Source organism: Sphingomonas sp. CD22, from assembly GCF_034556155.1.
Lineage (GTDB): Bacteria > Pseudomonadota > Alphaproteobacteria > Sphingomonadales > Sphingomonadaceae > Sphingomonas.
Map to the genome: position 1 here is coordinate 419,693 of NZ_JAYDYX010000004.1, position 25,604 is coordinate 445,296.

The 25,604-nt window shown below is 68.9% G+C and carries 27 protein-coding genes and 1 tRNA gene; 10 read left to right on the forward strand and 18 right to left on the reverse strand.

The window, feature by feature from the left end:
- Nucleotides 1-3 precede the first annotated feature (3 nt).
- From SFC76_RS10615 to SFC76_RS10625, 3 genes are read right to left on the reverse strand one after another with little or no spacing between them, the layout of a single operon-like run.
- Nucleotides 4-1,035 carry an AAA family ATPase gene (locus SFC76_RS10615; RefSeq protein WP_322849470.1) on the reverse strand — a complete coding sequence of 344 codons (1,032 nt, stop codon included), beginning with the start codon at nt 1,033-1,035 and terminating at the stop codon, nt 4-6.
- A gap of 23 nt (nt 1,036-1,058) precedes the next feature.
- Nucleotides 1,059-2,570, reverse strand: a complete 1,512-nt coding sequence (locus SFC76_RS10620) for an XrtA system polysaccharide chain length determinant (protein ID WP_322849435.1) — start codon at nt 2,568-2,570, stop codon at nt 1,059-1,061.
- Between the two features lie 46 nt (nt 2,571-2,616).
- Complete coding sequence (locus tag SFC76_RS10625; RefSeq protein WP_322849436.1) at nt 2,617-3,261, reverse strand: XrtA/PEP-CTERM system exopolysaccharide export protein; 645 nt, start codon at nt 3,259-3,261, stop codon at nt 2,617-2,619.
- Between the two features lie 164 nt (nt 3,262-3,425).
- On the opposite strand from SFC76_RS10625, the gene SFC76_RS10630 reads away from it, so the two are divergent.
- Nucleotides 3,426-3,860 carry a DUF4879 domain-containing protein gene (locus tag SFC76_RS10630; protein ID WP_322849437.1) on the forward strand — a complete coding sequence of 145 codons (435 nt, stop codon included), beginning with the start codon at nt 3,426-3,428 and terminating at the stop codon, nt 3,858-3,860.
- 227 nt (nt 3,861-4,087) lie between these two features.
- Here SFC76_RS10630 and SFC76_RS10635 read toward each other — a convergent pair whose 3' ends face one another.
- From SFC76_RS10635 to SFC76_RS10645, 3 genes are all read right to left on the reverse strand, one after another.
- Nucleotides 4,088-4,756 (reverse strand): hypothetical protein, encoded by a 669-nt coding sequence (locus SFC76_RS10635; RefSeq protein WP_322849438.1) that lies wholly within the window; start codon nt 4,754-4,756, stop codon nt 4,088-4,090.
- A gap of 386 nt (nt 4,757-5,142) precedes the next feature.
- Nucleotides 5,143-6,357, reverse strand: coding sequence for a pyridoxal-dependent decarboxylase, exosortase A system-associated (locus SFC76_RS10640; RefSeq protein ID WP_322849439.1), 1,215 nt, complete (start codon nt 6,355-6,357; stop codon nt 5,143-5,145).
- Nucleotides 6,354-7,850 (reverse strand): acyl-CoA ligase (AMP-forming), exosortase A system-associated, encoded by a 1,497-nt coding sequence (locus SFC76_RS10645; RefSeq protein ID WP_322849440.1) that lies wholly within the window; start codon nt 7,848-7,850, stop codon nt 6,354-6,356. The genes SFC76_RS10640 and SFC76_RS10645 overlap by 4 nt, the downstream gene beginning before the upstream one ends.
- A gap of 83 nt (nt 7,851-7,933) precedes the next feature.
- Between SFC76_RS10645 and SFC76_RS10650 the strand changes: the two genes are divergently transcribed.
- Genes SFC76_RS10650 through SFC76_RS10660 form a run of 3 tightly spaced genes read left to right on the forward strand, consistent with a single transcriptional unit; the run spans nt 7,934 to nt 9,632 of the window.
- On the forward strand, nt 7,934-8,206 hold the full coding sequence (locus SFC76_RS10650) for an acyl carrier protein (protein WP_179508861.1): 273 nt from the start codon (nt 7,934-7,936) through the stop codon (nt 8,204-8,206).
- Nucleotides 8,207-8,217: 11 nt separating this feature from the next.
- Nucleotides 8,218-8,880, forward strand: coding sequence for a hypothetical protein (locus tag SFC76_RS10655; RefSeq protein WP_322849441.1), 663 nt, complete (start codon nt 8,218-8,220; stop codon nt 8,878-8,880).
- Nucleotides 8,868-9,632, forward strand: a complete 765-nt coding sequence (locus tag SFC76_RS10660; protein WP_322849442.1) for a hydrolase 1, exosortase A system-associated — start codon at nt 8,868-8,870, stop codon at nt 9,630-9,632. The genes SFC76_RS10655 and SFC76_RS10660 overlap by 13 nt, the downstream gene beginning before the upstream one ends.
- 285 nt (nt 9,633-9,917) lie before the next feature.
- Here SFC76_RS10660 and trxB read toward each other — a convergent pair whose 3' ends face one another.
- Complete coding sequence (gene trxB / locus SFC76_RS10665; RefSeq protein ID WP_322849443.1) at nt 9,918-10,886, reverse strand: thioredoxin-disulfide reductase; 969 nt, start codon at nt 10,884-10,886, stop codon at nt 9,918-9,920.
- 133 nt (nt 10,887-11,019) lie between these two features.
- Here trxB and SFC76_RS10670 point away from each other — a divergent pair, with 133 nt between their 5' ends.
- Genes SFC76_RS10670 through fdhD form a run of 4 tightly spaced genes read left to right on the forward strand, consistent with a single transcriptional unit; the run spans nt 11,020 to nt 15,203 of the window.
- Nucleotides 11,020-11,571: a DUF922 domain-containing protein gene (locus SFC76_RS10670; protein ID WP_322849444.1), complete on the forward strand. Its 552-nt coding sequence runs from the start codon at nt 11,020-11,022 to the stop codon at nt 11,569-11,571.
- A gap of 58 nt (nt 11,572-11,629) precedes the next feature.
- On the forward strand, nt 11,630-13,924 hold the full coding sequence (locus SFC76_RS10675) for an FdhF/YdeP family oxidoreductase (protein WP_416222408.1): 2,295 nt from the start codon (nt 11,630-11,632) through the stop codon (nt 13,922-13,924).
- Nucleotides 13,925-13,935: 11 nt separating this feature from the next.
- The gene (gene mobA, locus SFC76_RS10680; RefSeq protein WP_322849471.1) at nt 13,936-14,424 is read left to right on the forward strand and encodes a molybdenum cofactor guanylyltransferase; all 489 of its coding nucleotides are present in this window, start codon (nt 13,936-13,938) and stop codon (nt 14,422-14,424) included.
- Nucleotides 14,421-15,203: a formate dehydrogenase accessory sulfurtransferase FdhD gene (gene fdhD / locus SFC76_RS10685; RefSeq protein WP_322849446.1), complete on the forward strand. Its 783-nt coding sequence runs from the start codon at nt 14,421-14,423 to the stop codon at nt 15,201-15,203. Before mobA ends, fdhD begins: the two co-directional genes overlap by 4 nt.
- On the opposite strand, the gene SFC76_RS10690 is transcribed toward fdhD, so the two are convergent.
- The 5 genes from SFC76_RS10690 to SFC76_RS10710 form a co-directional block, all read right to left on the reverse strand.
- A complete protein-coding gene (locus SFC76_RS10690) occupies nt 15,197-15,493 on the reverse strand; it encodes a hypothetical protein (RefSeq protein ID WP_322849447.1) in 297 nt (98 codons plus the stop codon). The two genes, fdhD and SFC76_RS10690, sit on opposite strands and share 7 nt — an antisense overlap.
- A gap of 103 nt (nt 15,494-15,596) precedes the next feature.
- Nucleotides 15,597-15,673 (reverse strand) — tRNA-Met (locus tag SFC76_RS10695).
- 44 nt (nt 15,674-15,717) lie between these two features.
- A complete protein-coding gene (locus SFC76_RS10700; protein WP_416222409.1) occupies nt 15,718-16,239 on the reverse strand; it encodes a 2'-5' RNA ligase family protein in 522 nt (173 codons plus the stop codon).
- Complete coding sequence (locus tag SFC76_RS10705; RefSeq protein ID WP_416222410.1) at nt 16,236-18,155, reverse strand: potassium transporter Kup; 1,920 nt, start codon at nt 18,153-18,155, stop codon at nt 16,236-16,238. Before SFC76_RS10705 ends, SFC76_RS10700 begins: the two co-directional genes overlap by 4 nt.
- Nucleotides 18,156-18,277: 122 nt before the next feature.
- Nucleotides 18,278-18,721, reverse strand: a complete 444-nt coding sequence (locus tag SFC76_RS10710; RefSeq protein ID WP_322849449.1) for an Lrp/AsnC family transcriptional regulator — start codon at nt 18,719-18,721, stop codon at nt 18,278-18,280.
- Nucleotides 18,722-18,843: 122 nt separating this feature from the next.
- Here SFC76_RS10710 and ald point away from each other — a divergent pair, with 122 nt between their 5' ends.
- Nucleotides 18,844-19,950 (forward strand): alanine dehydrogenase, encoded by a 1,107-nt coding sequence (ald, locus tag SFC76_RS10715; protein WP_322849473.1) that lies wholly within the window; start codon nt 18,844-18,846, stop codon nt 19,948-19,950.
- A gap of 58 nt (nt 19,951-20,008) precedes the next feature.
- Nucleotides 20,009-20,227: a DUF3072 domain-containing protein gene (locus tag SFC76_RS10720; RefSeq protein WP_322849450.1), complete on the forward strand. Its 219-nt coding sequence runs from the start codon at nt 20,009-20,011 to the stop codon at nt 20,225-20,227.
- 326 nt (nt 20,228-20,553) lie between these two features.
- Here SFC76_RS10720 and SFC76_RS10725 read toward each other — a convergent pair whose 3' ends face one another.
- From SFC76_RS10725 to ccmC, 6 genes are all read right to left on the reverse strand, one after another.
- Nucleotides 20,554-21,258: a tetratricopeptide repeat protein gene (locus SFC76_RS10725; protein WP_322849451.1), complete on the reverse strand. Its 705-nt coding sequence runs from the start codon at nt 21,256-21,258 to the stop codon at nt 20,554-20,556.
- Entirely contained in the window at nt 21,183-21,587 is a 405-nt protein-coding gene (locus SFC76_RS10730; protein WP_322849452.1) for a cytochrome c-type biogenesis protein, read from the reverse strand. The genes SFC76_RS10725 and SFC76_RS10730 overlap by 76 nt, the downstream gene beginning before the upstream one ends.
- Entirely contained in the window at nt 21,584-22,111 is a 528-nt protein-coding gene (locus SFC76_RS10735) for a redoxin family protein (RefSeq protein WP_322849453.1), read from the reverse strand. Before SFC76_RS10735 ends, SFC76_RS10730 begins: the two co-directional genes overlap by 4 nt.
- On the reverse strand, nt 22,108-24,024 hold the full coding sequence (locus tag SFC76_RS10740) for a heme lyase CcmF/NrfE family subunit (protein ID WP_322849454.1): 1,917 nt from the start codon (nt 24,022-24,024) through the stop codon (nt 22,108-22,110). The genes SFC76_RS10735 and SFC76_RS10740 overlap by 4 nt, the downstream gene beginning before the upstream one ends.
- Nucleotides 24,021-24,455, reverse strand: coding sequence for a cytochrome c maturation protein CcmE (gene ccmE, locus SFC76_RS10745; RefSeq protein ID WP_322849455.1), 435 nt, complete (start codon nt 24,453-24,455; stop codon nt 24,021-24,023). Before ccmE ends, SFC76_RS10740 begins: the two co-directional genes overlap by 4 nt.
- 97 nt (nt 24,456-24,552) lie before the next feature.
- Nucleotides 24,553-25,278 (reverse strand): heme ABC transporter permease CcmC, encoded by a 726-nt coding sequence (gene ccmC / locus SFC76_RS10750; RefSeq protein ID WP_322849456.1) that lies wholly within the window; start codon nt 25,276-25,278, stop codon nt 24,553-24,555.
- Nucleotides 25,279-25,604: the final 326 nt, after the last annotated feature.

The window sequence follows — 25,604 nt, forward strand, 5'->3', positions numbered from 1 at the left end:
GGATCACTTGCCGGGCTCCTGCCCGTAATAGGTGCCGTAGCGGTGGCCGCCGGGGACGAAGGACACCGCATTGAGCACCAGCGCGATCTCGTCGCAACCGTCGAGCCGCTGCACCGCCTCGCGCAATTCGCTCTCCGGCGTGCGGTCGGCGCGCACCACCAGCACCACCTGCCCGACCAGCATCGCCAGCACCGCCGCGGGCGACGCCGCGAGCGCCGGCGGAGAATCGAAGATCACGATGCGCCGCGGGTTGGCCTCGAGCAGCCGTGCGAGCACCTCGCGCGTCCGCGCCGAGGCGAGCAGCTCGGTATCGGTCGCGGTCTTCGTTCCCGCCGGCAGGATCGCCAGCCCGCCGACATCGGTGCGGATCACCAGGCTCTCGACATCGATCCGGCTGTCGGCGAGCGCGTCGAGCAGCCCCGGCTGTTCGGCGAGGCCGAGCCGCGCGAGCACGTCGGGCTTGGCGAAATCGGCATCGACCAGCAGCACTTCGGTGTCGCGCTCCGCCGCCATCGACAGCGCCAGATTGACCGCGCAGAAGGTCTTGCCGTCGCCCGGCCGCGCCGAACACACCAAAGCGGTCCGCGCCCGGTCGCGCGCGGCGGGATCGTCGCGTCCGGCGCGGGACACGCGCTCGCGGGTTATCAGCAACTGCCGCTTGATCAGCCGGAATTCCTCGGCGAGCGGCCCGACCGGCGCGCCCGGCACGATCATCCCCGCCTCGGCGAGCATGCCGCGGTCGATCCCGGCGATATCGGTCAGCTCGGGCGTCTCGTAGAAGGCGTCGGGCAGTTCGTGCCCGACCGGCGCGCGCAATTCCGCCGGGATCGCCAGGAAGGTCGGGTCCGCACCCGGATCGGCCACTGTCCAGGCATCGACCGGCGGTGGCGGCGGTGGTGGCGGCGGTGGTACGGCGACCGCCTCGAGCACCGGCAGGTCGTACGCCGGCGCGCGGCGGCGCAGATGCGAACCGAAATCATAGACGCGTGCGGCGCGCTCCAGCAGCGATTCGGCACGATCCGGCGTCGGCGTCATCTCGTCATCCCGTCGCAGCCCGTTCATGCCGCCATCCCCCGTTGCAGCACTTCGACGCCGAGCAGCAGCACATAGGCCGCGACCAGCCCGGCGGTGCCGCCGAGGAACAGCTTGAGCCGCTTGCCGCGCTGGTCCGCCTGCATCCGCGTCACCACCTCGCCGATCGAGCCGATCACCGGCATGCCCGTCGCTTTCTCCAGCCGCGGCCCGGTCGCGAAGGTCGCGCGCAACTGGCCGAGCGCGAACGCCGCACCGATCCCGGCGGCGAGCCCGGCGATCAGCACGCCGGTCAGCAGCAGCATCCGGTTGGGCGCGGTCGGCGCGCGCGGCATCGTCGGCGGGTCGATCACCGAGAATTTGACGTTGTCGGTCTGCGTCTGAGCCTGGCCACGCAACGCGATCTGTTGCCGCTGGGTCAGCAATTGGTCGTATTGATCCTTGAGCACCTGATAGTCGCGATCGATCTGGCCCTGCTCCGCCGCCACTTCGGGATCGCCCGACAATTTGGCGTTGAGCTGGTCGAGGTCGCCCTGCAACTGCGCCTTGCGCATCTTGAGCGCCGCCACCGCCGATTGCTTGTCGGCCATCATCGATTGCAACGACAGGTACAGCGGGTTGGGCGTGCCGCCACCGCCCGCGCCGATCGGCTCTCCCCGCGCGGCCGCCTGCGCCGCGGCGAGCTGCCGCTTGAGCGCCACCACATCGGGATGCTGGTCGGTATAGCCCCGCGCGCGCGCATCGGCGAGCTGGCCCTGGATCGCGTTCAGCGCGGCGCGTGCCGGCCCGGCGGCGACGCCGCCCGCCCCCGGGATCGTCGCCGGCGTCCCGGCCATCTGCCCCTGCACCGCCGCGAGGCTCGACTGCGCCGCGGCGAGGTCGCCGTCGACCTGCGCCATCTGGCTGCGCGACGCGCCGATCCGGTCGCCGACCGATCCGGTGCCGGGCAGCGCGCCGAGATAGCGCGTCTGGAAGTCCGATCGTTTGGCATCCGCATCGGCGAGCTGCTTTTGCAACTGGTCGAGCTGTTTGTTGAGGAAGTCGAGGCTCTGCGTCGTCTGGCTGCGGTCGCGGCCGAGGTTCTGCTCGACGAAGATATCGATCAATTTCTGGGTGATCGCGCGCGCCAGCTTGGGGCTGGCGGCGGTGGTCGTGATCTGGAACAGATTGTCCTGCTGGCTCTCGACCTTGATCGCGCTGGCAAGGCCCGCGACGCGATCGGCGACGTCGCGATCGCTCGACACCGTCTGCGCCAGATCGGTGCCGCGCACCACCTTTTCGAGGTTGACCGCGCTGATCAGCGTCTGGCGTATCGTATCGACGTCCTTCTGCTGCGTCTGCGCCGGCGCGTCCATCGCGGCGGGCAGGATCGACTGCATCTGTACGAAGACGCGCGCGCGCGATTCGTAGCGGCTCGGCATCTGGCTGACTACGAACCAGCCCGCGACGCACACGCCCCATGCCACCGCCAGCGCCAGCCAGCGCCGCGTCCAGATCGCATGCAGCGCCAGCCGCGCCTCGTCGTAGATGCCGTTCATCGCGCGCGACGCCCGCAGGATCGGTTCGGAAGAGCCACGCCCACGCTCAGAACATCGATTCTGGGATGATGATCACGTCGCCCGGCTGCAGGCTGACGTTGGCGCTCGAATCACCCTTCTTGAGCAGATCGGCGATCTGCAGCTGATATTCCTGCTGCGCCCCGGTCTTGCGATCGTGACGGACCAGCTTCGCCTTGTTGCCGGCGGCATATTGGTTGAGGCCGCCGACAGCGATCATCGCATCGAGCAACGTCATGTTGGCCCGATACGGGATCGACGCCGGCTTTTCGGTCGCGCCAATGATCCGCACCTGCTGGCTATAGGTGCCCGAGAAATTCTCGACGATCACCGAGACGATCGGGTCCTTCACATATTGGCCCAGCGCCTGCTTCATGTCGGCGGCGAGCACCGACGGCGTCTTGCCGACCGCGGGCATGTCGTTGATCAGCGGCGTGGTGATGCGACCGTCGGGGCGCACCTGCACCTTCGCCGACAACTCCGGATTGCGCCACACGAAGACGTTGAGCTGGTCGAGCGGACCGATGACATATTCCTCGCCCGGCTGCTCCTTGCTCGCGACATAGGTCGCCGGCGGCAGCACCGGGCCGCTCGCGCTGCTCGCGCAGCCGCCGAGCACCGACGCCGCGGCACCGACGGCGAGCAGGACACGGACGGGAACACCGGAACGCATAATCTTCTCCTGACCCCCAGGCGCATCGCCGCATCGACGGCGGAGCGCGTGCGGCACGTCATGCGGCGGGAGAGGTGAAGATAGCGTTAGGAACGCTAGTTCAACGATTTCGCCGACATGCCGACGCCCTCCCCAAGACCGCCAGCCTTCGTTATCATGAAGCGATGATCCGTGCTCTTCTTTTGGTGACCGCGTCGTTCACCTTCGCCAATCCCGTTTCGGCACAGTCTTCGTCGCCGCTGACCGATCTCCAGATCACCGCGATCAGCTCCGTCACGCAGTCGGAGCGGATATCGCCCGGCCAGCAGCAGACCGTCCGCCGCCACAGCGGCCCGGTCAGCCTGGTCGTGACGGAAAAGGGCTTCGGCCGCGCCCGCCTGCTCCGCATCGACGGCGTGGTCGCGGCGGCGGAGGCGAGCCAGCGTCCGCTCTGCGGCACCGCGGTCACCGCGGGCGCCTGCCACCCGGGCGACCCCGCCACCGGCGTCGAGATCACCTATCACCTCGGCCCGCTCCCGTCCGGCACGGTCCTGACGGTACAAGACACCACCACGACGCTCCCGCCGCGGACGCTGACCGCGGCGATCGAGCTGCGCTGAGAGCTGGGCTAAGCGGCGCGTTGCCTGCTGCGCACGCTAATGCCTCCTCGACTTCGGCGCAGCGCAATCGCTGGTCGTCAGGACGCTCGATCACCCCGAACATCCGTCACCCCGGATCTCGTCCGGGGTGACGAAAGGACTGGAATGGCGGAAGGGCTAGAGCCGCCAGCCATTTGGAATATCGTCGATATGCCCCCCTCCCCATCGCAAGGAGGGAGGCACCTGCATCAGAAGTGATAGCCCGCGGTCAGTTGCAGGATCGGATACACCTTATATTTGGCCGCGTCCTTCTCCACGCTCTGCCGCTCCGCTTCGAGATCGTCGGTATCGACGCCGTTATTGCTCGCGGTCAGCGATTTGACCCGCAGCGCGCCCTCGAACATCGCTCCGGCCTCGATGCCGAGCTTGAGCCCCTTGGTCAGATGCCCCGAATAGCCCAGCGACAGCGTCGGCGCGATCGGCTTGAAATCGGCGTGCGCATGCAGCGTCCCGATCTCGGCCGGGGTATAATCCTCGTCGCCGATCTCGGTAATCGTCGTCGGCGTCGCATAGGCATGCGCATGATTCTTGTTGAGCCGCGCCCCCGCCGACACGAAGAAGCCGCTGCCGCCGACGTGATAGTCGACCATCAGCCCGACCGAGCGGAACCGCGCTTTGCCGTTATATCTGACGTCATCCGAATCGAAGTCGTGCGACAGGTTGAAGAAGGTGACGTTGCTGCGCACCGCAAAGGTGTTGCCGAGCGCGACGCTCGCCTCCGGGCCGATACCGAGCGTGCCGGCGGTGATGCCGACCGAGCCCTTGGCAGGCTCGCCACGGGCGAGCGCGGGCGATGCGGCTGCGACGGCAGCCAAGGCCAGAACGACCGGCGCCAGCCGGACGATGGAACGTTGCATTTTCCCCCCTAGGGATTGGGGCACAGTCGCGGAAGTCTGCGCCACGGTACAGGAACGAAGGCCGCGAAACTCGTCAGACCCTCGGCCCCGAAGGACCGTGGCGCGCGCGTCGGAGATGAGTCAGGGCGCTGCGGCGACGCAGCGGGCGCGGGCATGGCGCGGCAAGGCCGCTATCGAGCAGATGTAAGCCGACCCGCGATGGCGTGCCGATATGTCCCGAAGCGACCGCTGCTGCTGCATTGATCCATTATAGCGGCGCCCGCGACCGAACCGCGGCGTCGCTGGAAAAATGCCGCGACGGACCTAACGCCGGGCTTCCGCCCCTGCGTGGAACTCCGAGCGAGTCGATGTGGACCGCCCACATCAGGCGGCGGTCACGCCCCAGACTAACCTGCGACGATCTCCACCGCCGCCGGATGGCCGAGGAACCCCGCGGGGCTCGCCGAGGCGCCATAGGCTCCGGCGAGGAACACCGCGATCACATCCCCCGGTTCGGCATGCGGCAATCCGACGCGGTCCCCCAGCCGATCGAGCGGGGTGCACAATGGCCCGACCACCGACACGTCCTCCGCCGCCGCTCCGCCGACATCGCGCGCCAGCGCCAGCGGATAGTTGCGCCGCACCACCGTTCCGAAATTGCCGCTCGCCGCGAGCTGATGGTTGAGCCCGCCGTCGGTGACGAGGAACGTCTCGCCCTGGCTCTGCTTGCGATCGACGATCCGCGTCAGATACACGCCCGCCTCCGCGACCAGCCACCGGCCCAGTTCGATCGCGAACCGCGCCTCGCGCAGCACCGCCGCACGCCCGGCGAGCGCCTCCGCCAGCGCCGCCCCGACCCGCTCGACATCGAGCGGCACGTCCCCGGAAAAATAGGGCACCCCGAACCCGCCGCCGAGATTGACCAGCGGCGGCACCGCCCCCGCCTCCTCGGCGAGCCGCGCGGCCAGCGCCAGCGTCGCCGCCTGCGTCTCCACGATCGCGTCCGCGTCGAGCGCCTGGCTGCCCGCGTAGATATGGAAACCGCGCCAGTCCGCGCCGGCTGCGACCATGCGCCGCACCAGCGCCGCCGCCCGCACCGCATCGACGCCGAACGGCGACGGCCGCCCGCCCATCTTCATCCCCGATCCGCGCAGCTCGATATCGGGATTGACCCGCACCGCCAGCCGCGGCGCCACGCCCAATTCGTCGCCGAGCCGCAATGCGCGCTCCGCCTCGCCCTCCGATTCGACGTTGAGCGTCGCGCCGCTGCGGATCGCGCCGATCAGCTCGGCATCGCGCTTGCCCGGCCCGGCGAAGCTGATCGCCGCCGCCGGCTTCACCGCCAGCGCCGTCTCCAGCTCGCCCCCCGACGCGACGTCGAGCCCGTCGACCAGCGGCGCCACGCGCGCGAGCAGCGCCGGCAAGGGATTGGCCTTGATCGCATAATGCAGGTCGACGTCCGGGAATGCCGCACGGAACCGGCCGACCCGCGCCGCCACGATCCCCACGTCGTAGACGAACGCCGGCGTCTCCACCGCCCAATCGACCGCCGCCGTCCCGGCGATCGTCAGCATCCCGGCTTGCGCGGCGAATTCCGCCGGCAAAGGCCCCATCGGCTTCATGCCGTCACCTCGCTGCGGATCGCGGCGCGATCCAGTTTGCCATTGGCGTTGCGCGGCAGTTCCGCGCGCCAGAGATAGCGTCCCGGCTGCATGAAGCTCGGCAGCAACGTTCGCAATCGGGCCCGCAGCGCCTGCTCCTGCGCCGCATCGCCCGCCAGCATCACGACGATCCCTTGTCCCAGCCGCGCGTCGGGCACGCCGACCGCGACCGCCTCGCGCGCCTCGCCGCCGGCGAGCACCGCCTCCTCGATTTCCAGCGGGCTGATCCGGTTGCCCGCACTCTTGATCATCTCGTCGTCGCGCCCGACGAAGCGGAACAGTCCATCCGCCCCCTCGATCACGTTATCCCCCGACCAGACCGCCAGCCCGCCGCTCGCCGCCCAGTCCGGCGCCGGCCGGAAGCGATGCGCGGTCCGCTCGGGATCGCGCCAATAGCCCTGCGCGACCAGCGGCCCGGCATGCACCAGCTCACCCGGCTCGCCCGCCGCGCGCGCGCCGTCCGCGCGCACCGCCATCACCTCGGCGAAGGGGATCGCCCGTCCCATCGCGTCGGGATGCGAATCGATCAGCGCCGGATCGAGCCACGTCGAACGGAACGCCTCGGTCAGCCCGTACATCGCCACCAACTCCGCCTCGGGGAACCGCGAGCGCAGGCTGCGCACCAGCCGCTCGGTCAGCGCGCCGCCCGAGTTGGTCAGCCGCCGCAACCGCGCCGCGGTCGCCGCCGGCCAGTCGACGTCGAGCAATTGCACCCAGAGCGGCGGCACCCCGGCAAGCGTCGTCGCGCCGACCCGTTCCACCGCCTTCACCACGTCGCGCGCGGTGAGATAGTCGAGCGGCGCCACCGCCGCCCCGGCATACCAGCTCGAAAACAATTGGTTCTGCCCGTAATCGAACGACAAGGGCAGCACGCCCAACACCCGATCGTCGGGCGCGATACGCAGATAGTGCGCCACCGACACCGCCCCCAGCCAGAGATTGGCATGCGACAGCATCACGCCCTTCGGCCGCCCGGTCGATCCGGACGTGTAGAGGATCGCGGCCAGCGCCTGCGCATCGGCCGTCGATCGGCCCGGCCCGGCGCCATCGAGCGGCACCGCCGCATCGTCGACCACCCGGCACCCCGCCGGCGCATCGCCCGCCTCCAGCGTCGCCGCCCGCGCCGCCTGCGTCACCAGCAGCGCCGCGCCGCTATCGGCGAGAATATGCGCCACCTGCGCGCGTCGCAGCGCCGGATTGACCGGCACATGCACCAGCCCCGCCCGCGCCGCCGCCAGCGGCATCACGCAGGCAAGCGCGGTCTTGGGCAGCCACGTCGCCACCCGCTCGCCTGCCGCCAGCCCGAGCCCGCCGAGCCATCCCGCGACGCTGGCGACCGCCGCCTCCAGCTCGGCGAACGACCACGTCCGCCCGCGCTCGATCAGCGCCGGCGCGTGCGGCGCCCCGCGCAGCAGATGGTCGACGGGAAAGGGCGTTGGATCGATCGGCACCATGGCCCCTCATAGCGCCACCCCGTTGCCGAATGCAGCCCCAGCCTCTAACGGGCGTCGATCCGCAACCGGTAAGGGCCGCCGCTTTGCTTCCCGAAGGCTATGATACCGTCGAAACCACCGTCCGCGCCGTGCTGCGCGACGTACTCGGCCTCTCTGCGGACCGCGTCGCGGGCTTCACCGCGACCACGCCGCTGTTCGGCGCTTTGCCCGAGCTCGATTCGATGGCGGTGGCGGGCGTGCTCACCGAGATCGAGGACCGGCTCGGCATCCTGATCGAGGACGACGAGGTCGACGGTGAGATGCTCGAGACGTTCGGCGCGCTCGTCGAATTTGCGGCGAACAAGGCGCTCGTCTAGCGTCGCGCGGCATGGCGCCGCGCATCGATCATTACGAATGGACCGGCGGCCGCGAGGCGATGCTGCGCTTCGGCCCCGATACCGGCCCGCTGCTCGTCGCCGCACTGCCGCTGTTCGAGGAGGCGAACCGCACCCGCACCTTCGCCGTCACGCTGCTGCGCGTGCTGGCGACCCGCGGGATCGCGAGCGTGCTGCCCGACGTGCCGGGCCAGGGCGAGAGCGCCGCGCCGCTCGCCACGCTCCCCGATATGGCCGAGGCGCTCGCCGCGGTCCCTACCGACGGCCGCCCGACCTACGCGCTCGGTCTCCGCAGCGGCGCGCTGCTCGACACCGCCGCCGCGCGCAGGGACCGCTGGCATTTCGCGCCGCAGACCGGCGAGCAGCTCGCCCGCATGCTCCAGCGCACATGGCACGCCGCGGGCAACAGCGGCCCCCAGCCCGACCCCGTCGAGATCGCCGGCAACGTCATCCCGCAAGCGTTCCTCGCCTCGCTAGGCGCCGCCTTGCCGATCGCGGCCGACCGCATCGTCCGCCTGACCAGCGACCCGGAGGACGCCGACCGCAAGGTCGACGCCGCCCCGCTCTGGCGACGCAGCGAACCCGGCAACGATCCCGCGCTGGTCGAGATACTTGCCGATGATATCGCCGACTGGCTGGCCCGATGCGAAGCCTGATCGCTTTCCCCTGCGCCGGCGAGACGCTGATCGGCACGCTCGACGCCGCCCCCGGCCGCACCGGCCTGCTGATCGTGTCGGGCGGCAACGAGATCCGCTGCGGCGCGCACCGCGGCATGGCTTTGCTCGCCGCCCGCGTCGCCGCGGCAGGCTATCCCGTCTTCCGCTACGACCGCCGCGGCATCGGCGATTCGACCGGCGAGGACCGTGGTTATCTTTCGGCCCGCGACGACCTCGTCGCCGCCACCGCCACCTTCCGCGCGCGCGCGCCGCAGCTCGCGACGATCCTCGCTTATGGCAATTGCGACGCCGCCAGCACGCTCGCGCTCCACGGCCACACCGCCGGCATCGATCGCCTCCTGCTCGCCAATCCCTGGACGATCGAGCAGGTCGACGATCTACCCCCCGCCGCCGCGATCCGCGCGACCTACCGCGAGCGGCTGACCAGCCCCAGGGCATGGGCGAAGCTGCTCACCGGCCGCATCGATCTTGCCAAAGCAATCAAAGGCTTACGAAAGGCTTCTGCCAAGACGCCGCAGACGCTGGCCACGCAGATCGTCGCTGCGATCGAAGGCTGGGGAAATGCCGCCAAGGTCATCCTCGCCACCGGCGACGCCACCGCCCAAGCCTATCGCGCCGCCGCCCGCCACCTGCCCGCGCGGACGATCGCAACCGCCTCGCACAGCTTCGCGCGCGAGGAGGACCAACGGCAGCTCCGCGATGCGGTGCTGGCGACGCTGGCGGAGGCTTGATCCACGCGAAGGCGCGAAGAGGGTTCGCACAGAGACGCCGAAGTGTTGCTTTGAACAAGCGCCGGCCTGAGTTCTGCCGCTCTTCCCAATCGTCACCCCGGTGAACGCCGGGGCCATGGTTGCGACGATCCCGATAGCACGCCCGAACCCCACCGGCTGCGTGTCCATGGGTTCCGACTTTCGTCGGAATGACGAGAAGCAAGGCCGGCCGCCTTCGGACAATATCTGCGCAGGCGGCCACCCCACACGACCCATCTTCGCGCCTTCGGCCTTCGCGACAAAACGCTATTCCGCCGCCTCGGCCAGTTCCTCGAACTCCGCCGCCGCGAGGAAGCGCTCCGCATCGAGCGCCGCCATGCACCCGGTCCCCGCCGCGGTCACCGCCTGGCGGTACACCTTGTCCGCGACGTCGCCGCAGGCGAACACCCCCGGCACGTTGGTCCGCGTCGAGCCCGTCTCGACCGCGATATAGCCATCGTCGTCGAGCGCGAGATGCCCGCGGAACAGCTCGGTCGCCGGATGGTGGCCGATCGCCACGAACCCGCCCTCGACGTCCAGCCGCGAGTGTTCGCCCGTCACCGTATCCTCCAGCGTCAGCGCGACGAGCCCGGCATTGCCGCCACCGTCCACGAATTCGCGGACTTCCTTGTTCCACAATACCGTGACGTTGGGATGCGCGTGCAGCCGTTCCTGCAGGATCCGCTCCGCGCGCAGGGAGTCGCGCCGGTGGATCAGCGTCACGTCGTCGCTGTGGTTGGTCAGGTACAGCGCCTCCTCGACCGCGGTATTGCCGCCGCCGATCACCGCCACCTTCTTGCCGCGATAGAAGAAGCCGTCGCAGGTCGCACAGGCCGACACACCCTTGCCCTTCATCGCCTCCTCGCTCTCGAGGCCCAGCCACTTGGCCTGCGCGCCGGTGGCAATCACCAGCACCTCGCCCTCGTAGACGTCGCCGCCGTCGCCGATCAGCCGGAACGGCCGCTGCGACAAATCGACCTCGACGATCGTGTCCCACATCAGCCGCGTGCCGACATGCTCGGCCTGCTTCTGCATCTGCTCCATCAGCCACGGCCCCTGGATGACGTCGGCGAAGCCCGGATAATTCTCGACGTCGGTGGTGGTGGTGAGCTGCCCGCCGGGCTGGATGCCCTGCACCACGATCGGCGCCATGCCCGCCCGCGCGCCATAGATCGCCGCCGACAGCCCTGCCGGGCCGGAGCCGAGGATCAGCATACGCGTGGAATGAGTGGTCATGGGAACAACGCCTGTCGGGGAAGTGGAAGATTCGATCCCTGATCTAGGGGATCGCAACGCGGATTTGAATGCCGTCGGATCACGTCGAGGTCGCAGACCGTCTATCATGGGCCTGGCGGCGGAGAGAACGACGATGACATGGCGCCTGATCCTGTTGGCCGCGACGATGCCGGTCGATCCGGCGGCACTGGAGCGCCTGCCCGCCGTCCGCATCGTCTATTACGACGTTCACGGCCGGCACTATCGGGAGATCGACAGCGATCAGCACCGGCGGGGTCCGGTCGATCCCGCGGACGGACGCCGCTACGACGCATTCACCCGTTTGCGTATCCGCTGGCGCTGGCCGATCGGCCGCGATGGCCGGTGCGATCGGCGACACCCGGACGTGATCTACCGGATCACGGTGACGCTGCCCCGCCTGCACGATCGCGACGCGGTGTCGCCCCTGCTGCTGCGACGCTGGGATCGGCGGGTCATGCGGCTGCGCGTCCACGAAGCGGGGCATGTCGGGCTCGATCTCGCGTATGTGCGGCACGTCACGCAGGCGTTGCGCCGCTCGACCTGCACGCCCACCGATCCCGTCGCTGCGGCACTCGGCGACCAGCTCAACGCCCGCACGCGCGCCTACGATCGGATCACCGATCACGGGCGGCGTCAGGAACGCTGGCATGGTACGGATATCTGACGGTTTGCCCTGCATCCATCCCGCCCTTCCGCGCGTTCCCGTCCGCGAAGCGTGAGGGATGAAGCCAGTGGCCGACGACAAGATCAGCACCGAACCCTATACCGGTCCGTCCGGCGGCTGGGGGTCGATGAAATCGGTCGCCCGCATCAATTTGCGCGAGAAGGTCAACCCCGAGACCGTCCGCGAACTCGCCCGCCAGAACAAGCCGGAAGGCGTGATGTGTGTCTCCTGCGCCTGGGGCAAACCCGCGCATCCGCATATCGCCGAATTCTGCGAGAACGGCGCCAAGGCGACGGCGTGGGAGCTGACCACCTATCGCACCACCCCCGAATTCTTCACCAAGCACAGCGTCACCGAGATGCGCGGCTGGAAGGATTACGATCTGGAACAGGCGGGCCGTCTCACCCACCCGATGAAGTACGACGCCGCCAGCGACCGCTATGTCGCGGTGAGCTGGGACGAGGCGTTCCAGGATATCGGCGCGCACCTCAAGACCTACGACCCGACGAAGGTCGTCTTCTACGCCTCGGGCCGCGCCAGCCTCGAGACGAGCTATATGTGGCAGCTCATGGCGCGGATGTACGGCAGCCAGAACCTGCCCGATTCGTCCAACATGTGCCACGAGACCACGTCGGTCGGCCTCAAGTCGGCGATCGGATCGCCGGTCGGGACGATCCACCTGTCGGATTACGACAGCTGCGACATGATCCTGTATTTCGGCCAGAACCCGGGCGTGAACAGCCCGCGTGCGCTGCACCCCCTGCGCGCCTGCGCCAAGCGCGGCGTCGAGATCATCGTCTTCAATCCGTTGAAGGAGCGCGGCCTCGAACGCTTCACCGATCCGCAGAACCCGATCGAGATGGTGACCGGCAAGTCGACGCCGATCGCCAGCCAATATCATCAGGTCAAGACCGGCGGCGACATCGCGGCGATGATGGGCATCTGCAAATACGTCATCGAGGCGGACGACCAATGCCGCCGCATCAACGCACCGGCGATCCTCGACCACGACTTCATCGCCCAGCATACCAAGGGGTTCGAGGCGTTCGCCGAGATGGTCCGCGCGACCGCGTGGGAGCGGATCGAGCATGAAAGCGGCCTGACCCGCGCCGAACTGGAAGGCGTCGGCGCGATCTACGCCAGATCGAAGCGGGTGATCTGCGTCTACGGCATGGGTCTGACCCAGCACGTCCACGGCATCGACAATCTGCACACGCTGGTGAACCTGATGCTGCTGCGCGGCAACGTCGGCAAGCCCGGCGCGGGCTTCGGCCCGGTCCGCGGCCACAGCAACGTCCAGGGTCAGCGCACCGTCGGCATCACCGAAAAGCCCGAGCTCGCGCCGCTCGACCGGCTGAAAGCGCTCTACGATTTCGAGCCGCCGCGCGAGAAGGGCTGGGACACGGTCGAGGCGTGCGAGCATATCATCGCCGGCACCGCGCAGGCGTTCGTCGGCCTCGGCGGCAACCTCGCCCGCGCCGTGCCCGCCACCGCGGAGATCGAGCCGGCGTGGCAGCGCATGGACCTCACGGTCAGCATCGCCACCAAGCTCAACCGCACGCATCTGCTGCCCGGCAAGACCTGCTATCTGCTTCCCTGTCTCGGCCGGATCGAGACCGACGAACAGGCGAGCGGGCCGCAGGCGGTGACGATGGAGGACAGTTTCAGCCGCGTCTACGGCTCGCGCGGCAAGGCGACGCCCGCCGCGGAGACGTTGCTGTCGGAACCCGCGATCCTCGCCGGCATCGCCAAGGCGACGCTCGCGCCCAATCCCAAGGTCGACTGGGATGCCTGGGTCGGCGATTACGGCCTCGTCCGCGACGCGATCGAGGCGACCTATCCGGACAAATTCACCCGCTTCAACGAGCGGATGTGGGTGCCCGGCGGCTTCTGGAAGGGCGTCGAGGCGGCGCATCGCCAGTGGCTGACCGAAAGCGGCCGCGCCGAGTTCAATGTGCCGACGACGCTCAACGCCACCGGCTTCGAGGAGGCGCCCGGCCGCTTCCGCCTGATGACGCTGCGCTCGAACGACCAGTTCAACACCACGGTCTACGGCTATCACGACCGCTTCCGCGGCATCAAAGGCACGCGCGACATCGTCTTCATGAACCGCGGCGACATGGCGAACATGGGGCTGGCGGAACACGATCTGGTCGATCTGGTCGGCGATGCCGGCGAGAATGGCGACCGGCGGGTCAACAAATTGCTCGTCGTCCCCTACGACATTCCGCAGGGTTGCCTCGGCGCTTATTATCCGGAGTGCAACATCCTCATGCCGGTGACCCACAAGGCCGAACAAAGCCATGTTCCGGCGGGCAAATCCGTGCCGGTCCGGGTGGAGCGCACCGTCTGATCCTCGCCGCGATCCTCGCCGGCGGCCGCTCCAGTCGATTCGGACGGGACAAGGCGGCCGCCCTGTTCGACGACCGGCCGCTGCTAGATTACATGCGCGACCTCGGCGAGCAGCGTGCCGACGCGGTCGTCGTCGTCGGGCGCGACGGCGGGGTGCCCGACCTGCCCGGCCCCGACCTCGGCCCGCTCGGCGGCATCGCCGGCGCGCTCGCTTATGCCGCCGCACAGGGTTTCGAAACGGTGCTGACGCTCCCCTGCGATATGCCGCGACTGCCCGCCGCGCTGCTCGACGCACTGCTCCGGCGCGCGCCGAGCGTCTGCAGCGACGCGCCGGTGATCGGCCATTGGCCCGCCGCGCTGGCGCCCGATCTGCTCGCGCATCTCGCCCGCTCCGAACGCCGCTCGGTGATCGGCTGGGCGCGGGCGATCGGCGCGCTGCCCGTCGCCAGCCCGGAGCCGCTCGCCAATATCAACACCCCCGCCGACCTCGCCGCTTTATGACCGCGGCGCGGCCGGAAGCGACGCTGATCCTGCGCCCCGACGGCTCGGTCACCCCCGGCACCCGCACGATCGCGGTCGAGACGCCGGTGGCGATCGAGGTCGACGGCCTCGGCTATGCGGTGATGATGATGACGCCGCAGGATCTGGAGGCGTTCGCCACCGGCTTCATGCTCACCGAACGGCTCGCCGACACCCCCGAGGACATCCTCGACATCGACGTCTTCCATGCGCCGGCGGGCTGGATCGTCCGGATTGCGCTCGCCGACCGCTGCCGCGACCGCATCCACGACCGTGTCCGCCACCGCACCAGCGACACCAGTTGCGGCCTGTGCGGCATCGCGAGCCTCGAACAGCTCGCCCGCCCGGTCGCGCGCCGCCCCGGCCGCCCCGTCGCGTCGCCCGCCGCGATCTTCGCCGCGCTGGCCGCGGTCCGCGACCACCAGCAGCTCAACCGCGAGACGGGTGCGGTTCATGCCGCCGCCGCCTGCGCTGCGGACGGTACGATCCTCGCGCTGTGCGAGGACGTCGGCCGTCACAATGCGCTCGACAAGCTGATCGGCCGGCAGGCGCCGGGCGCGTTCACGCTGGTCACCTCGCGGATCAGCTTCGAGATGGTCGACAAGGCGCTCGTCGCCGGCACGCCGCTGCTCGTCGGCATTTCCGCGCCGACCAGCCTCGGCATCGATCACGCGCGCGCCCACGGCCTGACGTTGGTGGCGCTGGCACGATCCGACGCGATGCTGGTGCTGAGCGACCCCTGGTCGCTATTCGGTCAGTGACCCCAGTCCCAGACGTGCGCCGACCAGTCGCGCACGCCTGCCGCCACGCCTGAGACCCCGTCGACCACCATATGCCGGAGGTAGCCGTCCCAGAACGCGCTGTCCGCGACGATCATCACCATCACCACCGCCGCCCATAGCACGCCGCGGTGCATCGGCTCGGGCTTGCGGACCAGCCTGATCTCGCTCGCACGCCGGTCGGCCAGCCGCCGCTCGGGCGCGCCCGGGCGCGGCACCGTCGCGACGCGGCGATCGCTGCGCCGTCGTTCGGGGGGATGATGATAGGGCATGACGGGCCTCGTTGCGCAACGCCGCCCGGCGTCGCACGCCGAACGTTTACAAAGCGTTCGCAGCTGTCCGTATCGCTCACACCGGCGGGCGCTACCGAAGAAATGGTAGCGGAGGAGGGACTTGAACCCCCGACCCCAGGATTATGATTCCCGTGCTCTAACCAGCTGAGCTACTCCGCCCCGCCGTGTGAGGTGGCGCCTATAAGTGTGCGATGCAGCAGCCGTCAAGCGAACATATGCCGGGAAAGTGCCTCCCACGGTCCGCCGCGATACCACCAGCTCGCCAACCCGACGATCTCGACGTCGCGCGGACGGAAATCGCGGCTCAGGGCGGTCAGCAGCAGCTTGGCGATATTGGGCTGCACCTTGTTCTGGATGGTGACATGCGGCCGCCATCCGCCTGCGTCCTGCGGCGTCAGCAGCCCGACGAAGGCATCGGCCAGCTCGGCGCGGATCGCCACCAGCTCGGGCGATTCGATCCGATAGGCGACGCCGCGGCCAAGCGAGATCAGTCCGCCGACGCGCGCGACCGGCGCGGCCACCCCGCGCGTCATCCCGGCGAGCCGATGCTTCAGCTCGGCCTCCGCCGACGGTGGCAGATGGTGGAACATGGTGAGATGCGCCGACAGCTGGTTGCGCTCGGGCGGAAAATGCGCGGCGCGTTGCGCGTCGAACCAGCCCTGATCCTGCCGCCCGAACAGCGCGGTCACGATGATCGGCGCGGTCACGATGATCGGCGCGGTCAAATCTCCACCTGGCTGCCGAGCTCGACGACGCGATTCGTCGGCAGGCGGAAGAATTCCATCGCGCTCTCCGCGTTGCGCAGCATCCACGAGAACAGTTTCTCGCGCCACAGCATCATGCCGGGCCGTTCCGAGGGCAGCAACGTCTGGCGCGACAGGAAGAAGCTGGTGTCCATCATCTTGAAATCGGTGCCGCAGCTATGCACGCGCTTCAGCGCGGCGGGCACGTCGACCTCCTCCATGAAGCCGTAGCGCAGGATCAGGCGGAAGAAGCCGTCGCCCATCTCCTCGTTGCTCGCGCGGTCCGCCTCGGGCCAATAGGGTTGCTGGACGATCTTGACGGTCAGCAGGATGACGCGCTCGTGCAGCACCTTGTTGTGCTTGAGGTTGTGGAGCAGCGCGTGCGGCACGCCGTCCGACGACGAGGTCATGAACACCGCCGTCCCCGGCACCCGGCTCGCGGAGCTGGCGGCGGAGGTGATGAACACCTTGATCGGCATCGCCGCCTCGCGCAGCCGGTCCATCATCAGCTGCCGTCCCTTCGACCAAGTGGTCAGGAAAGTGAAGACGATGAAGCCGACCATCAGCGGGAACCAGCCGCCGTCGGGCACCTTGGTAAGGTTCGCCGAGAAATAGGCGCCGTCGACGAGGAAGAAAACCGCCAGCAGCGGCGCGGCGGCATAGATCGGCCAGTTCCACAGCCGCGTCAGCGCGACGCCGAGCAGGCAGGTGTCGATGAACATCGCCCCCGTCACCGCGATGCCATAGGCCGAGGTGAGGTTGGACGAGGTGCGGAAGAACAGCACCAGCAGGATCACCATCACCATCAGCATCCAGTTGACGATCGGGATGTAGATCTGCCCCGCGGTCGAGGCGCTGGTATGTTCGATGCGCAGCCGCGGCATGAAGCCCAATTGGATCGCCTGCTGCGTCACCGAGAACGCGCCCGAGATCACCGCCTGGCTGGCGATGATCGCCGCCATCGTCGCGAGCAGCACCAGCGGCAGCTGGAGGCTGTCCGGCGCCAGCATGTAGAAGGGGCTCTTGAGCGCCTCCTGCCCCTCGCGGAACAACAGGGCACCCTGCCCCAGATAATTGCACATCAGCGCCGGCAGCACGAACACCAGCCACGACAGGCCGATCGGGCGGCGGCCGAAATGGCCCATGTCGGCATAGAGCGCCTCGGCGCCGGTCACCGCCAGCACCACCGAGCCCAAGGCGAGGAAGGCACGAAGCGGGTCGGCGACGAAGAACCGCACCGCATGATGCGGCGAAAAGGCCCAGAGCACCTCGGGCGTCTGCGCGACGCTGATCAGGCCGAGCACCGCGATCACCGCGAAATAGACGAGCATGATCGGCCCGAAGACGAGGCCGATCCGCGCGGTGCCGCTCTTCTGCACCCAGAACAAGGCGATCAGGATGACGATGACGATCGGCAGCACCAGCCCCGCGAAGGCCGGCGCGGCGATCGCCAGACCTTCGACCGCGCCGAGCACGGTCACCGCCGGGGTGATCATCGAATCGCCGTAGAACAGCGAGGTGGCGAAGACGCCGAGCAGGATGATCCCCGCCGACCAGCGCCGGCTTTTCGTGCGGCCCGAGACGAGCGCGAGCAATGCGAGGCTGCCGCCCTCGCCCTTGTTGTCGGCGCGCATGATGATCGCGACATATTTGATGGTCACCACGATCATCATCGACCAGAACATCAGGCTGAGCACGCCCATGATGTGCAGCGGATCGAGCGTGAGCTGGTGATGGCCCGCGAACGTCTCGCGGAAGGCGTAGAGCGGGCTGGTGCCGATATCGCCGAAGACGATGCCGATCGCGCCCACCGCCAGCTTGAGCAGGCCGTCATGATGGCCGTGATCGCCGGATTCGTCCCGCGCGTTGGGCACGGCGGCCGGTACGGGGCCACTCACGAGCGGTACGACCGATCCGACGCGCTGCGGAGACCGGCGCTGTTCCCAACCTGTTCCATAGACGCGCGCCTTAGCATGGGCTGAACGATGCGGGCAACGGCATCGCTGGGTCGGCGTGTCGATCAGGGACGCCTAAATACCTCGCGGATCACGAAATGCGAGGCGAGCCGGGTGACGCCGGGCAACCGCGCCAGCGTCTCGCGGTGGATGCGCTCGAACGTGTCGTCGCGCCGCACCTCGACGTGGAGCATATAGTCGGCTTCGCCGCTCATCAGGAAACAGTCGCGGATTTCCGGCACTGCGCCGATCTCGCGCTCGAATGCGGCCATCGTCTCCTCGCGCTGGTCGCGCAGCGTGACGTTGACGAGCACGACGCTGGGATTGCCGCGCGCCGCCTTGCTCAGCACCGCGCGGAAGCCGGCGATATAGCCGCGTTCCCTGAGCGAGCCGACGCGGCGATGCGCGGCGCTCGGCGACAGGCCGACCGCCTCGCCCAGTTCGGAGCTGGTCAGGTCGGAATTGGCGAGGAGCTGGGCGAGGATTTTGCGGTCGAGGGCGTCGAGCATGATTTTCCCGCTATACCGCGGCGCGACGCAAAACCATCCCGCCTGACATTGGTCTGTCGCAAAACATTGCGACCTTCTCCTGCGCGGTCGCGGCTATGGGTAGGGCAGAAGAGGAGAATATGATGCGCATCGGCGTGCCCAAGGAAATCAAGAACCACGAATATCGCGTCGGCCTGACCCCGCCGTCGGTCGCCGAACTGGTCGCCGCCGGCCATGAGGTCGTCGTCGAGACGAAGGCCGGCTCCGGCATCGATTTCGAGGATCAGGATTATATCGATGCGGGCGCGAAGATTCTGCCCGATCCCGCCGCGGTGTTCGCCGCCGCCGACATGATCGTGAAGGTCAAGGAGCCGCAGGCGAGCGAGATCGCGCTGCTCGAACCGCGCCACCTGCTGTTCACCTATCTCCACCTCGCCGCCGACAAGCCGCAGGCCGAGGGGCTGATCGAGTCGGGCGCGACCTGCATCGCCTATGAGACGGTGACCGCGGCGCGCGGCGGCCTGCCGCTGCTCAAGCCGATGTCGGAAGTCGCGGGCCGCATGTCGGTGCAGGTCGGCGCGCATTATCTCGAGAAGGAACAGGGCGGCCGCGGCGTGCTGCTCGGCGGCGTGCCGGGCGTGGCGCCGGCGAAGGTCGCGATCCTCGGCGGCGGCGTCTCGGGCGTCAACGCCGCGCAGATGGCGGTCGGCATGCGCGCCGACGTGACGATCTACGACATCTCGAACGATCGCCTCGCGGAACTCGACATGTTCTTCTCCAGCCAGATCAAGACCGCTTATGCCAGCAAGGCGGCGATCGCGGCGGCGGTGAAGAGCGCGCATCTCGTCATCGGCGCGGTGCTGGTGCCGGGCGCGGCGGCGCCCAAGCTGGTGACGCGCGAGATGGTCAAGACGATGAAGCGCGGCGCGGTGATGGTCGATATCGCGATCGACCAGGGCGGCTGTTTCGAGACCAGTCATGCGACGACGCATGAGGACCCGGTGTTCGAGGTCGACGGCGTCACCCATTATTGCGTCGCCAACATGCCGGGCGCGGTCGCGCGCACCTCGGCGTTCGCGCTCAACAATGCGACCTTGCCGTTCGCGCTGAAGCTCGCCAACCTCGGCGCCGAGGCGGCGATGGCGGCCGATCCGCATCTCGCCAACGGCCTCAACGTCTCGGGCGGCAAGATCCGGCATCAGGCGGTCGCCGAGGCGCTCGACCTGCCGTTCGAGGCATGGAACGGCTAAGCGGAACGAACGTGGAACAGGGTGGTTGAAGCCTCCGATACCAAGAGAGGCTTCAACCATGTCCGAGACCGAAAACCCCAAGACCCACCCAACCTCGAACGCCGAGAAGGATCCGGATGACTGGACCACCGGCGACGAGACGATGACCGGCGCGCAGGCGAGCTATCTCAAGACGCTGTCCGAGGAAGCCGGCGAGGAATTCGACGATACGCTGACCAAGGCGGACGCCTCGAAGCGCATCGACGAGCTGCAGGGCAAGACCGGCCGCGGAAAGTAACCACGCCGCTGGCGTAAGACGGGCCTCGGCGCTCAGGTACGAACGGTCGTTCGCCTGACGCCGGGGCCCGTTTCGCATGAACCTGCCCGGCGACGCAGATGCAGGCGGCAGGGACGCGCGCCCGGTAGGATCGCATCCGTCTCAAGCGACTGCATCCACAGCGTAAATCCGCCGCGCTGTCCTACACCGCACGCAAGATGCTAGGGATCGCCATCACCCGGCGTTCTTTCTCATCGTGATCGATCAGCACAGAATCGGAAACGATAAGGCCGGATCGTTTCCGTTCAAGTGTCCATGTTGTCCATGTTGCCACGAACTAGCCACACTTACTGCGGGCGTTGCGTAGCCAGCAAACGGTCGAGCAAGTCGAGCCGGACCGCGATGTCGCGGCGGTAGGATGCCCCCTCCGGGCACAAGGCCAGCGCCTTCGCCCATGCCTGCCGCGCCGCCGGATAATCGTTGGCGCGGACATAGGCGAGGCCGAGGAAGAACAGCGGCGCCGGATGCTCGGGAGCGATGCGGATCGCTTGGCGAAAGGCGAACAGCGCCGGCGGCGACAGGGTATTACCGTCATGCGTCGCCAGCGCGGTGCCGAGCCCGGTCCACAGCATCAGGCTGCGCGGATAGCGGTTGAGCCCGCCGAGGATCGCCCGCACCGCCGACCGCCGGTCCCCCGACCGCGCCATCGCATCCGACGCGATCAGATAGGCAGCATCGGCGGTGAACCGCCCGAGCATCCGCTCGCGCAGGTCGACGAGCGACGGATCGTCGGCGACGCGCAACGCCTCTGGCCGCGCCGGAATGGCCGGCAGCGTCGGCGAACCCTGCCACGCATAGCCCGCCGCGCCGAGCATCAGCGCCGCGCCGACCATCGACCACAGCAACCGGTCGACGCGCAGCAGCACGAGCGCGGCCATCGCCGCCGCCGCGATCAGCACGAGCGTCAGCCAGCCCATCAGCGCCGCCGCCGCCGAAAGCTCGACCGCGCGATCACGGCGCCCACCACCAGCAAGGCGATCGGCGCGAGCCACAAGGGCCAGGTCGCCGCGCCGAGGGGCGGATCGTAGCTGACGTAATCACCGTAGCGTTCGATCAGCCACGCGCGGATCGATTCGGGCGTCTCGCCCGCGGCGATGCGGCTGCGCACGAACGCGCGCATGTCGCCGGCCATGCTCGCATCGCTGTCGGCGATCGACTGCCCCTGGCAGACGAGGCAGCGCAGCGTCGCCATCAGGTCGCGCGCCTTCGCCTCCTGCGCGGGATCGCGCAATTGCGTGTTGGCGAGCGCCGCTGGCGGCGTCGAGGGATCGGCCGCGACCGGTGCCGCGATCAGCGCCAGCAGCAGCAGCGCGCGCTTCATCGCGCGCTCCTGACCGCGGCGGCGATGGCGTCGACGTCCTCGGCGCGGATGTCGCCGATATGCTGAAGGACGATCCGTCCCTCGCCGTCGATCACGAAGCTCTCGGGCACGCCCGACGATCCCAGCGCGAGTTGCACCGCGCTCTGCGCGTCGGCGCCGATCCGCTCATAGGGGTCGCCGTAGCGGGCGAGGAAGTCGCGCAGCGCCGGCGCGGTATCGCGGATCGCGATGGCGTCTATCGGGATGCCCATCGCCTTGAGGCGCAGCAGCTGCGGCGATTCGGCGGCGCACGGGATGCACCAGCTCGCAAAGACGTTGAGCAGGTGCGGCTGGCCCTGACGGAACACCGCGGTGGACAGGCCGGGCTTGCCCGGGGCGATCGGCGGCAGCGCGAAATCGGGCAGCGGCTTGCCAATCAGCGCGGACCGCACGGCCTGATCGGCGGGCGCGAACAGCCCGCTGGCCACCACCACGACGATCGCGGCGAACACCGCGAACGGCGCCCAGAGCAGCCACCGCCTCATCGATAGGCCTCCCGGGCCGCCGCCCGGCGCTCGCGGCGCCAGCGGCCGACGAGCGACAGCGCGCCGCCCAAAGCGATCAGCGCGCCGCCGAACCAGATCAACGTCACGAACGGCTTCCACCACAAGCGCAACTGCCAGCGCCCCTGGCTGTCCGGCTGGCCGAGCACGGTATAGAGCTGGCCATCCCATTCGGTGGCGATCGCGCTTTCGCTGGTGGTCGTCACCGGATCGGAGAAGAAGCGCGACTGCGGACGCAGCACGATCCGTTCGCCTTCGCGGGTGGCGCCGAGCCGCGCTTCGAGCGCCGACCAATTCTCGCCCACCACCGGCTTGATGCCGTCGAGCCGGACGACATAGGGGCCGACGCGCACCGGCTGGCCGACGCGGGCGGCGACGAGCGTTTCGGCGGTATAGGCGCTATCGCAGGCCATGCCGGCGAGGCTGACCGCGATGCCGAGATGCGCGACGACCATCCCCCAGGTGAACAAGGGCGTCCGCCACGGATTGCGGCCGATCAGCGGCAGCACGCTCGCCACCGCCAGCCCCGCGGCGAGCGACAGGCCGAGCAGCGGCATCACGCCGGGCGGCGCCAGCGCCACCAGCCCCGCGCCGGTGAAGCCCGCCGCGGCGATCGGCCACACCAGCCGTTCGAGCAGCGCGCTCGCCTCGTCGCGCCGCCAGCGCAGCAGCGGCCCGACCGCCATCGCCACCACCAGCGCGAGTGCGATCGGCCCCGCGGCGGCGTTGAAGAACGGCGGCCCGACCGAGAGCTGGACGCCGAAGCTCGCCGCCACGAGCGGATAGAGCGTGCCGATCAGCACGACGCCGAGAATCACCGACAGCAGCAGATTGTTGATCACCAGTCCGCCCTCGCGGCTGACGAAGTCGAAGGTGGTGCCGGCGCGCACGGTACCGATCCGCGCCGCGAACAACGCCAGCGCACCACCGATATAGAGCGCGAGCAGCACGAGGATGAACGTGCCGCGTGCGGGATCGACCGCGAAGGCGTGGACGCTGGTCAGGATGCCCGAGCGGACGAGGAAGGTGCCGATCATCGACATCGAAAAGGCGACGACGGCGAGCATCACCGTCCACGCCCGCAGCCCGTCGCGGGTGGCGAGCACCGTCACCGAGTGGAGCAGCGCAGTCGCCGCCAGCCACGGCATCAGCGAGGCGTTCTCGACCGGGTCCCAGAACCACCAGCCACCCCAGCCCAGTTCGTAATAGGCCCAATAGCTGCCCGCGGTGATGCCGAGCGTCAGGAATATCCAAGCGCCCAGCACCCACGGCCGCATCGCCTTGGCGAAAACCTGGCCGACGTCGCGGGTGACGAGCGCGCCGACCGCGAAGGAGAAGGCCACCGAGATACCGACATAGCCGATGTAGAGCGTCGGCGGGTGGAAGGCCAGGCCGGGGTCCTGCAACAACGGGTTGAGGCCGAGCCCGTCGCGCGCCGCCGGGCTGATCCGGGCGAAGGGGTTGGAGGCGAAGAGCAAGAAGGCGTAGAAGCCCAGCGCGATGCCCGCCTGCGCGCCGAGCGTCGCGACCAGCGTGCGTTCGGGCAGCCGTCGTTCAAAAATCGCGACCGCACCGCCGGCGAGGCCGAGGATCGTCACCCAAAGCAGCATCGACCCTTCATGATTTCCCCACGCCCCGGCGAATTTGTAGAGCCACGGCTTGGCGGAATGGCTGTTCTCGACGACCAGTTTCACCGACATGTCGGAGGCGAGGAACAGCGCGATCAGCGCCGCCATGGCGATGGCGGCAAGCCCGCCCTGGACGATCGCGATCGGGCGTACCGCGGCAACGCTGGCCGGATGCCCGCGGCCGAGCCCGAGTGCGGCCACCGCCACTTGCAGCGCGGCGAGCGCAGCGGCGAGCCACAAAGCGGCGAGGCCGGCTTCGGCGGTCATGGCTCGAGCGTCCGCGTCTCGTGCATCTTGCCGGCGAGTTCGGGCGGCATGTACTTCTCGTCGTGCTTGGCGAGCAAATTCGTGGCGGTGAAGCTACCGTCGCGGTTGAACTGCCCCTCGGCGACGACGCCGGAGCGTTCGCGGAACAGATCGGGGGTGATGCCGGCGAAGGTGACGGGGGTGGTCGCGATGCCGTCGCCGACGACGAAATGGACGGTGACGCCATCCGCGGCGCGCTTGATCGAGCCGGCTTGCACCATGCCGCCGAGCCGCACCGCGCGCCCGAGCGGCAGCCCCTGCCGCGCGACATCGGAGGGCGCGTAGAAGAACGACGCCTGATCCTTCAGCGCCGACATCGCCAGCAGCGCCGCGGCGACCACCGCCGCCAGCCCGAGCAGCGCCAGCGTAAGCCGTTGATGCTTGGCCTTCATTTCTCGGCGCGCTTCATCGCCAGCCAGCTCGCCAGCGTCAGCGCCGCCGCGGCAGCGAGCGTGATCGCATAAGCGGCGATGACGAACGGCCAGGCGTTCACGACCGCGCCATCCGCCGCATCCGCGCTTCTGCCTTCAGCCGGGCAAGCGTCGCGCGCATCCGCATCAGCACGATTCCCGCGAACAGCAAGGTGAAGCCCGCCACGGTGAAGCCCAGCGGCCAGAGGATGCTGCCGGCGATGCTCGACCGGGTGAGGCCGATCGACGGGCCTTGATGGAGGGTGTTCCACCACACCACCGAATAGCGGATGATCGGCAGCAGCACGGTGCCGGCGATGCCGTAGAGCGCCGGGATACGGCCGTCGCCGCCGCGCTCGGCATCGGCGCGGGCGAGCGCCATATAGCCGCAATAGACGAAGAACAGCAGCAGCATCGAGGTCAGCCGCCCGTCCCATTGCCACCACGTCCCCCAGGTCGGCCGCCCCCAGATCGAGCCGGTGACGAGGCAGATCGCGGCGAATACCGCGCCGGGCAGCGCGATCGCGCGCGCCGCGACCGCGGCGAGCGGGTGGCGCCAGACGAGGAAGGCGATGCTGCTGATCGCGAGCCCGCTCCAGCCGCCCATGCCGAGCCAGGCGGCGGGGACGTGGATGTAGAGGATGCGGACGCTGTCGCCCTGAAGATAATCGGGCGGCGTCCGGGTCAACCCGGCCCAGCAGCCGATCGCCAGCAGCACGATCCCCAACCCGAGCAGCACCGGCGTCGCCGGACGCGCGATCGCGACGAAACGGGCAGGATTGGCAAGGGCATGAAGGGTCGGCACGGCTGTGCAAGTCATAGGAAGCTTTGCGGCCGGCGTCACCCGTTACCGTCGGGTGTTGGACGACATGGACAACATGGACACCTCAACGGAAACGATCGAGCCTTATCGTTTCCGAAATTGCACCGATCGCCACGATGAGAAAGAGCGTGGCGCAGGTTATAGCGATGTGGCGGGGTGTAGGACAGGGCTTCGGGCAATGATGGGGTGGCATATCGCTGGCTTCGCGCCCGCGGAGACGCCCCCTCCACCACTCGCCTGCGGCGAGCGGTCCCCCTCCCCCGCTAAAGCGAGGGAGGAATTTGATCGGGCAGCTTAGTAATTCCTCC

What these genes read in the sequence shown, in the direction of transcription:
- SFC76_RS10670 (WP_322849444.1), top strand. Translation starts at nt 11,020, where the DNA reads ATGACATGGCGCCTGATCCTGTTGGCCGCGACGATGCCGGTCGATCCG.
- SFC76_RS10720 (WP_322849450.1), top strand. Translation starts at nt 20,009, where the DNA reads ATGTCCGAGACCGAAAACCCCAAGACCCACCCAACCTCGAACGCCGAG.
- trxB (WP_322849443.1), bottom strand. Translation starts at nt 10,886, where the DNA reads ATGACCACTCATTCCACGCGTATGCTGATCCTCGGCTCCGGCCCGGCA.
- SFC76_RS10675 (WP_416222408.1), top strand. Translation starts at nt 11,630, where the DNA reads ATGAAGCCAGTGGCCGACGACAAGATCAGCACCGAACCCTATACCGGT.
- SFC76_RS10635 (WP_322849438.1), bottom strand. Translation starts at nt 4,756, where the DNA reads ATGCAACGTTCCATCGTCCGGCTGGCGCCGGTCGTTCTGGCCTTGGCT.
- SFC76_RS10655 (WP_322849441.1), top strand. Translation starts at nt 8,218, where the DNA reads ATGGCGCCGCGCATCGATCATTACGAATGGACCGGCGGCCGCGAGGCG.
- SFC76_RS10615 (WP_322849470.1), bottom strand. Translation starts at nt 1,035, where the DNA reads ATGACGCCGACGCCGGATCGTGCCGAATCGCTGCTGGAGCGCGCCGCA.
- SFC76_RS10640 (WP_322849439.1), bottom strand. Translation starts at nt 6,357, where the DNA reads ATGAAGCCGATGGGGCCTTTGCCGGCGGAATTCGCCGCGCAAGCCGGG.
- SFC76_RS10740 (WP_322849454.1), bottom strand. Translation starts at nt 24,024, where the DNA reads ATGACCGCCGAAGCCGGCCTCGCCGCTTTGTGGCTCGCCGCTGCGCTC.
- SFC76_RS10660 (WP_322849442.1), top strand. Translation starts at nt 8,868, where the DNA reads ATGCGAAGCCTGATCGCTTTCCCCTGCGCCGGCGAGACGCTGATCGGC.
- ald (WP_322849473.1), top strand. Translation starts at nt 18,844, where the DNA reads ATGCGCATCGGCGTGCCCAAGGAAATCAAGAACCACGAATATCGCGTC.
- SFC76_RS10730 (WP_322849452.1), bottom strand. Translation starts at nt 21,587, where the DNA reads ATGAAGCGCGCGCTGCTGCTGCTGGCGCTGATCGCGGCACCGGTCGCG.
- SFC76_RS10735 (WP_322849453.1), bottom strand. Translation starts at nt 22,111, where the DNA reads ATGAGGCGGTGGCTGCTCTGGGCGCCGTTCGCGGTGTTCGCCGCGATC.
- SFC76_RS10690 (WP_322849447.1), bottom strand. Translation starts at nt 15,493, where the DNA reads ATGCCCTATCATCATCCCCCCGAACGACGGCGCAGCGATCGCCGCGTC.
- SFC76_RS10620 (WP_322849435.1), bottom strand. Translation starts at nt 2,570, where the DNA reads ATGAACGGCATCTACGACGAGGCGCGGCTGGCGCTGCATGCGATCTGG.
- fdhD (WP_322849446.1), top strand. Translation starts at nt 14,421, where the DNA reads ATGACCGCGGCGCGGCCGGAAGCGACGCTGATCCTGCGCCCCGACGGC.
- SFC76_RS10630 (WP_322849437.1), top strand. Translation starts at nt 3,426, where the DNA reads ATGATCCGTGCTCTTCTTTTGGTGACCGCGTCGTTCACCTTCGCCAAT.
- SFC76_RS10625 (WP_322849436.1), bottom strand. Translation starts at nt 3,261, where the DNA reads ATGCGTTCCGGTGTTCCCGTCCGTGTCCTGCTCGCCGTCGGTGCCGCG.
- SFC76_RS10645 (WP_322849440.1), bottom strand. Translation starts at nt 7,850, where the DNA reads ATGGTGCCGATCGATCCAACGCCCTTTCCCGTCGACCATCTGCTGCGC.
- ccmE (WP_322849455.1), bottom strand. Translation starts at nt 24,455, where the DNA reads ATGAAGGCCAAGCATCAACGGCTTACGCTGGCGCTGCTCGGGCTGGCG.
- SFC76_RS10710 (WP_322849449.1), bottom strand. Translation starts at nt 18,721, where the DNA reads ATGCTCGACGCCCTCGACCGCAAAATCCTCGCCCAGCTCCTCGCCAAT.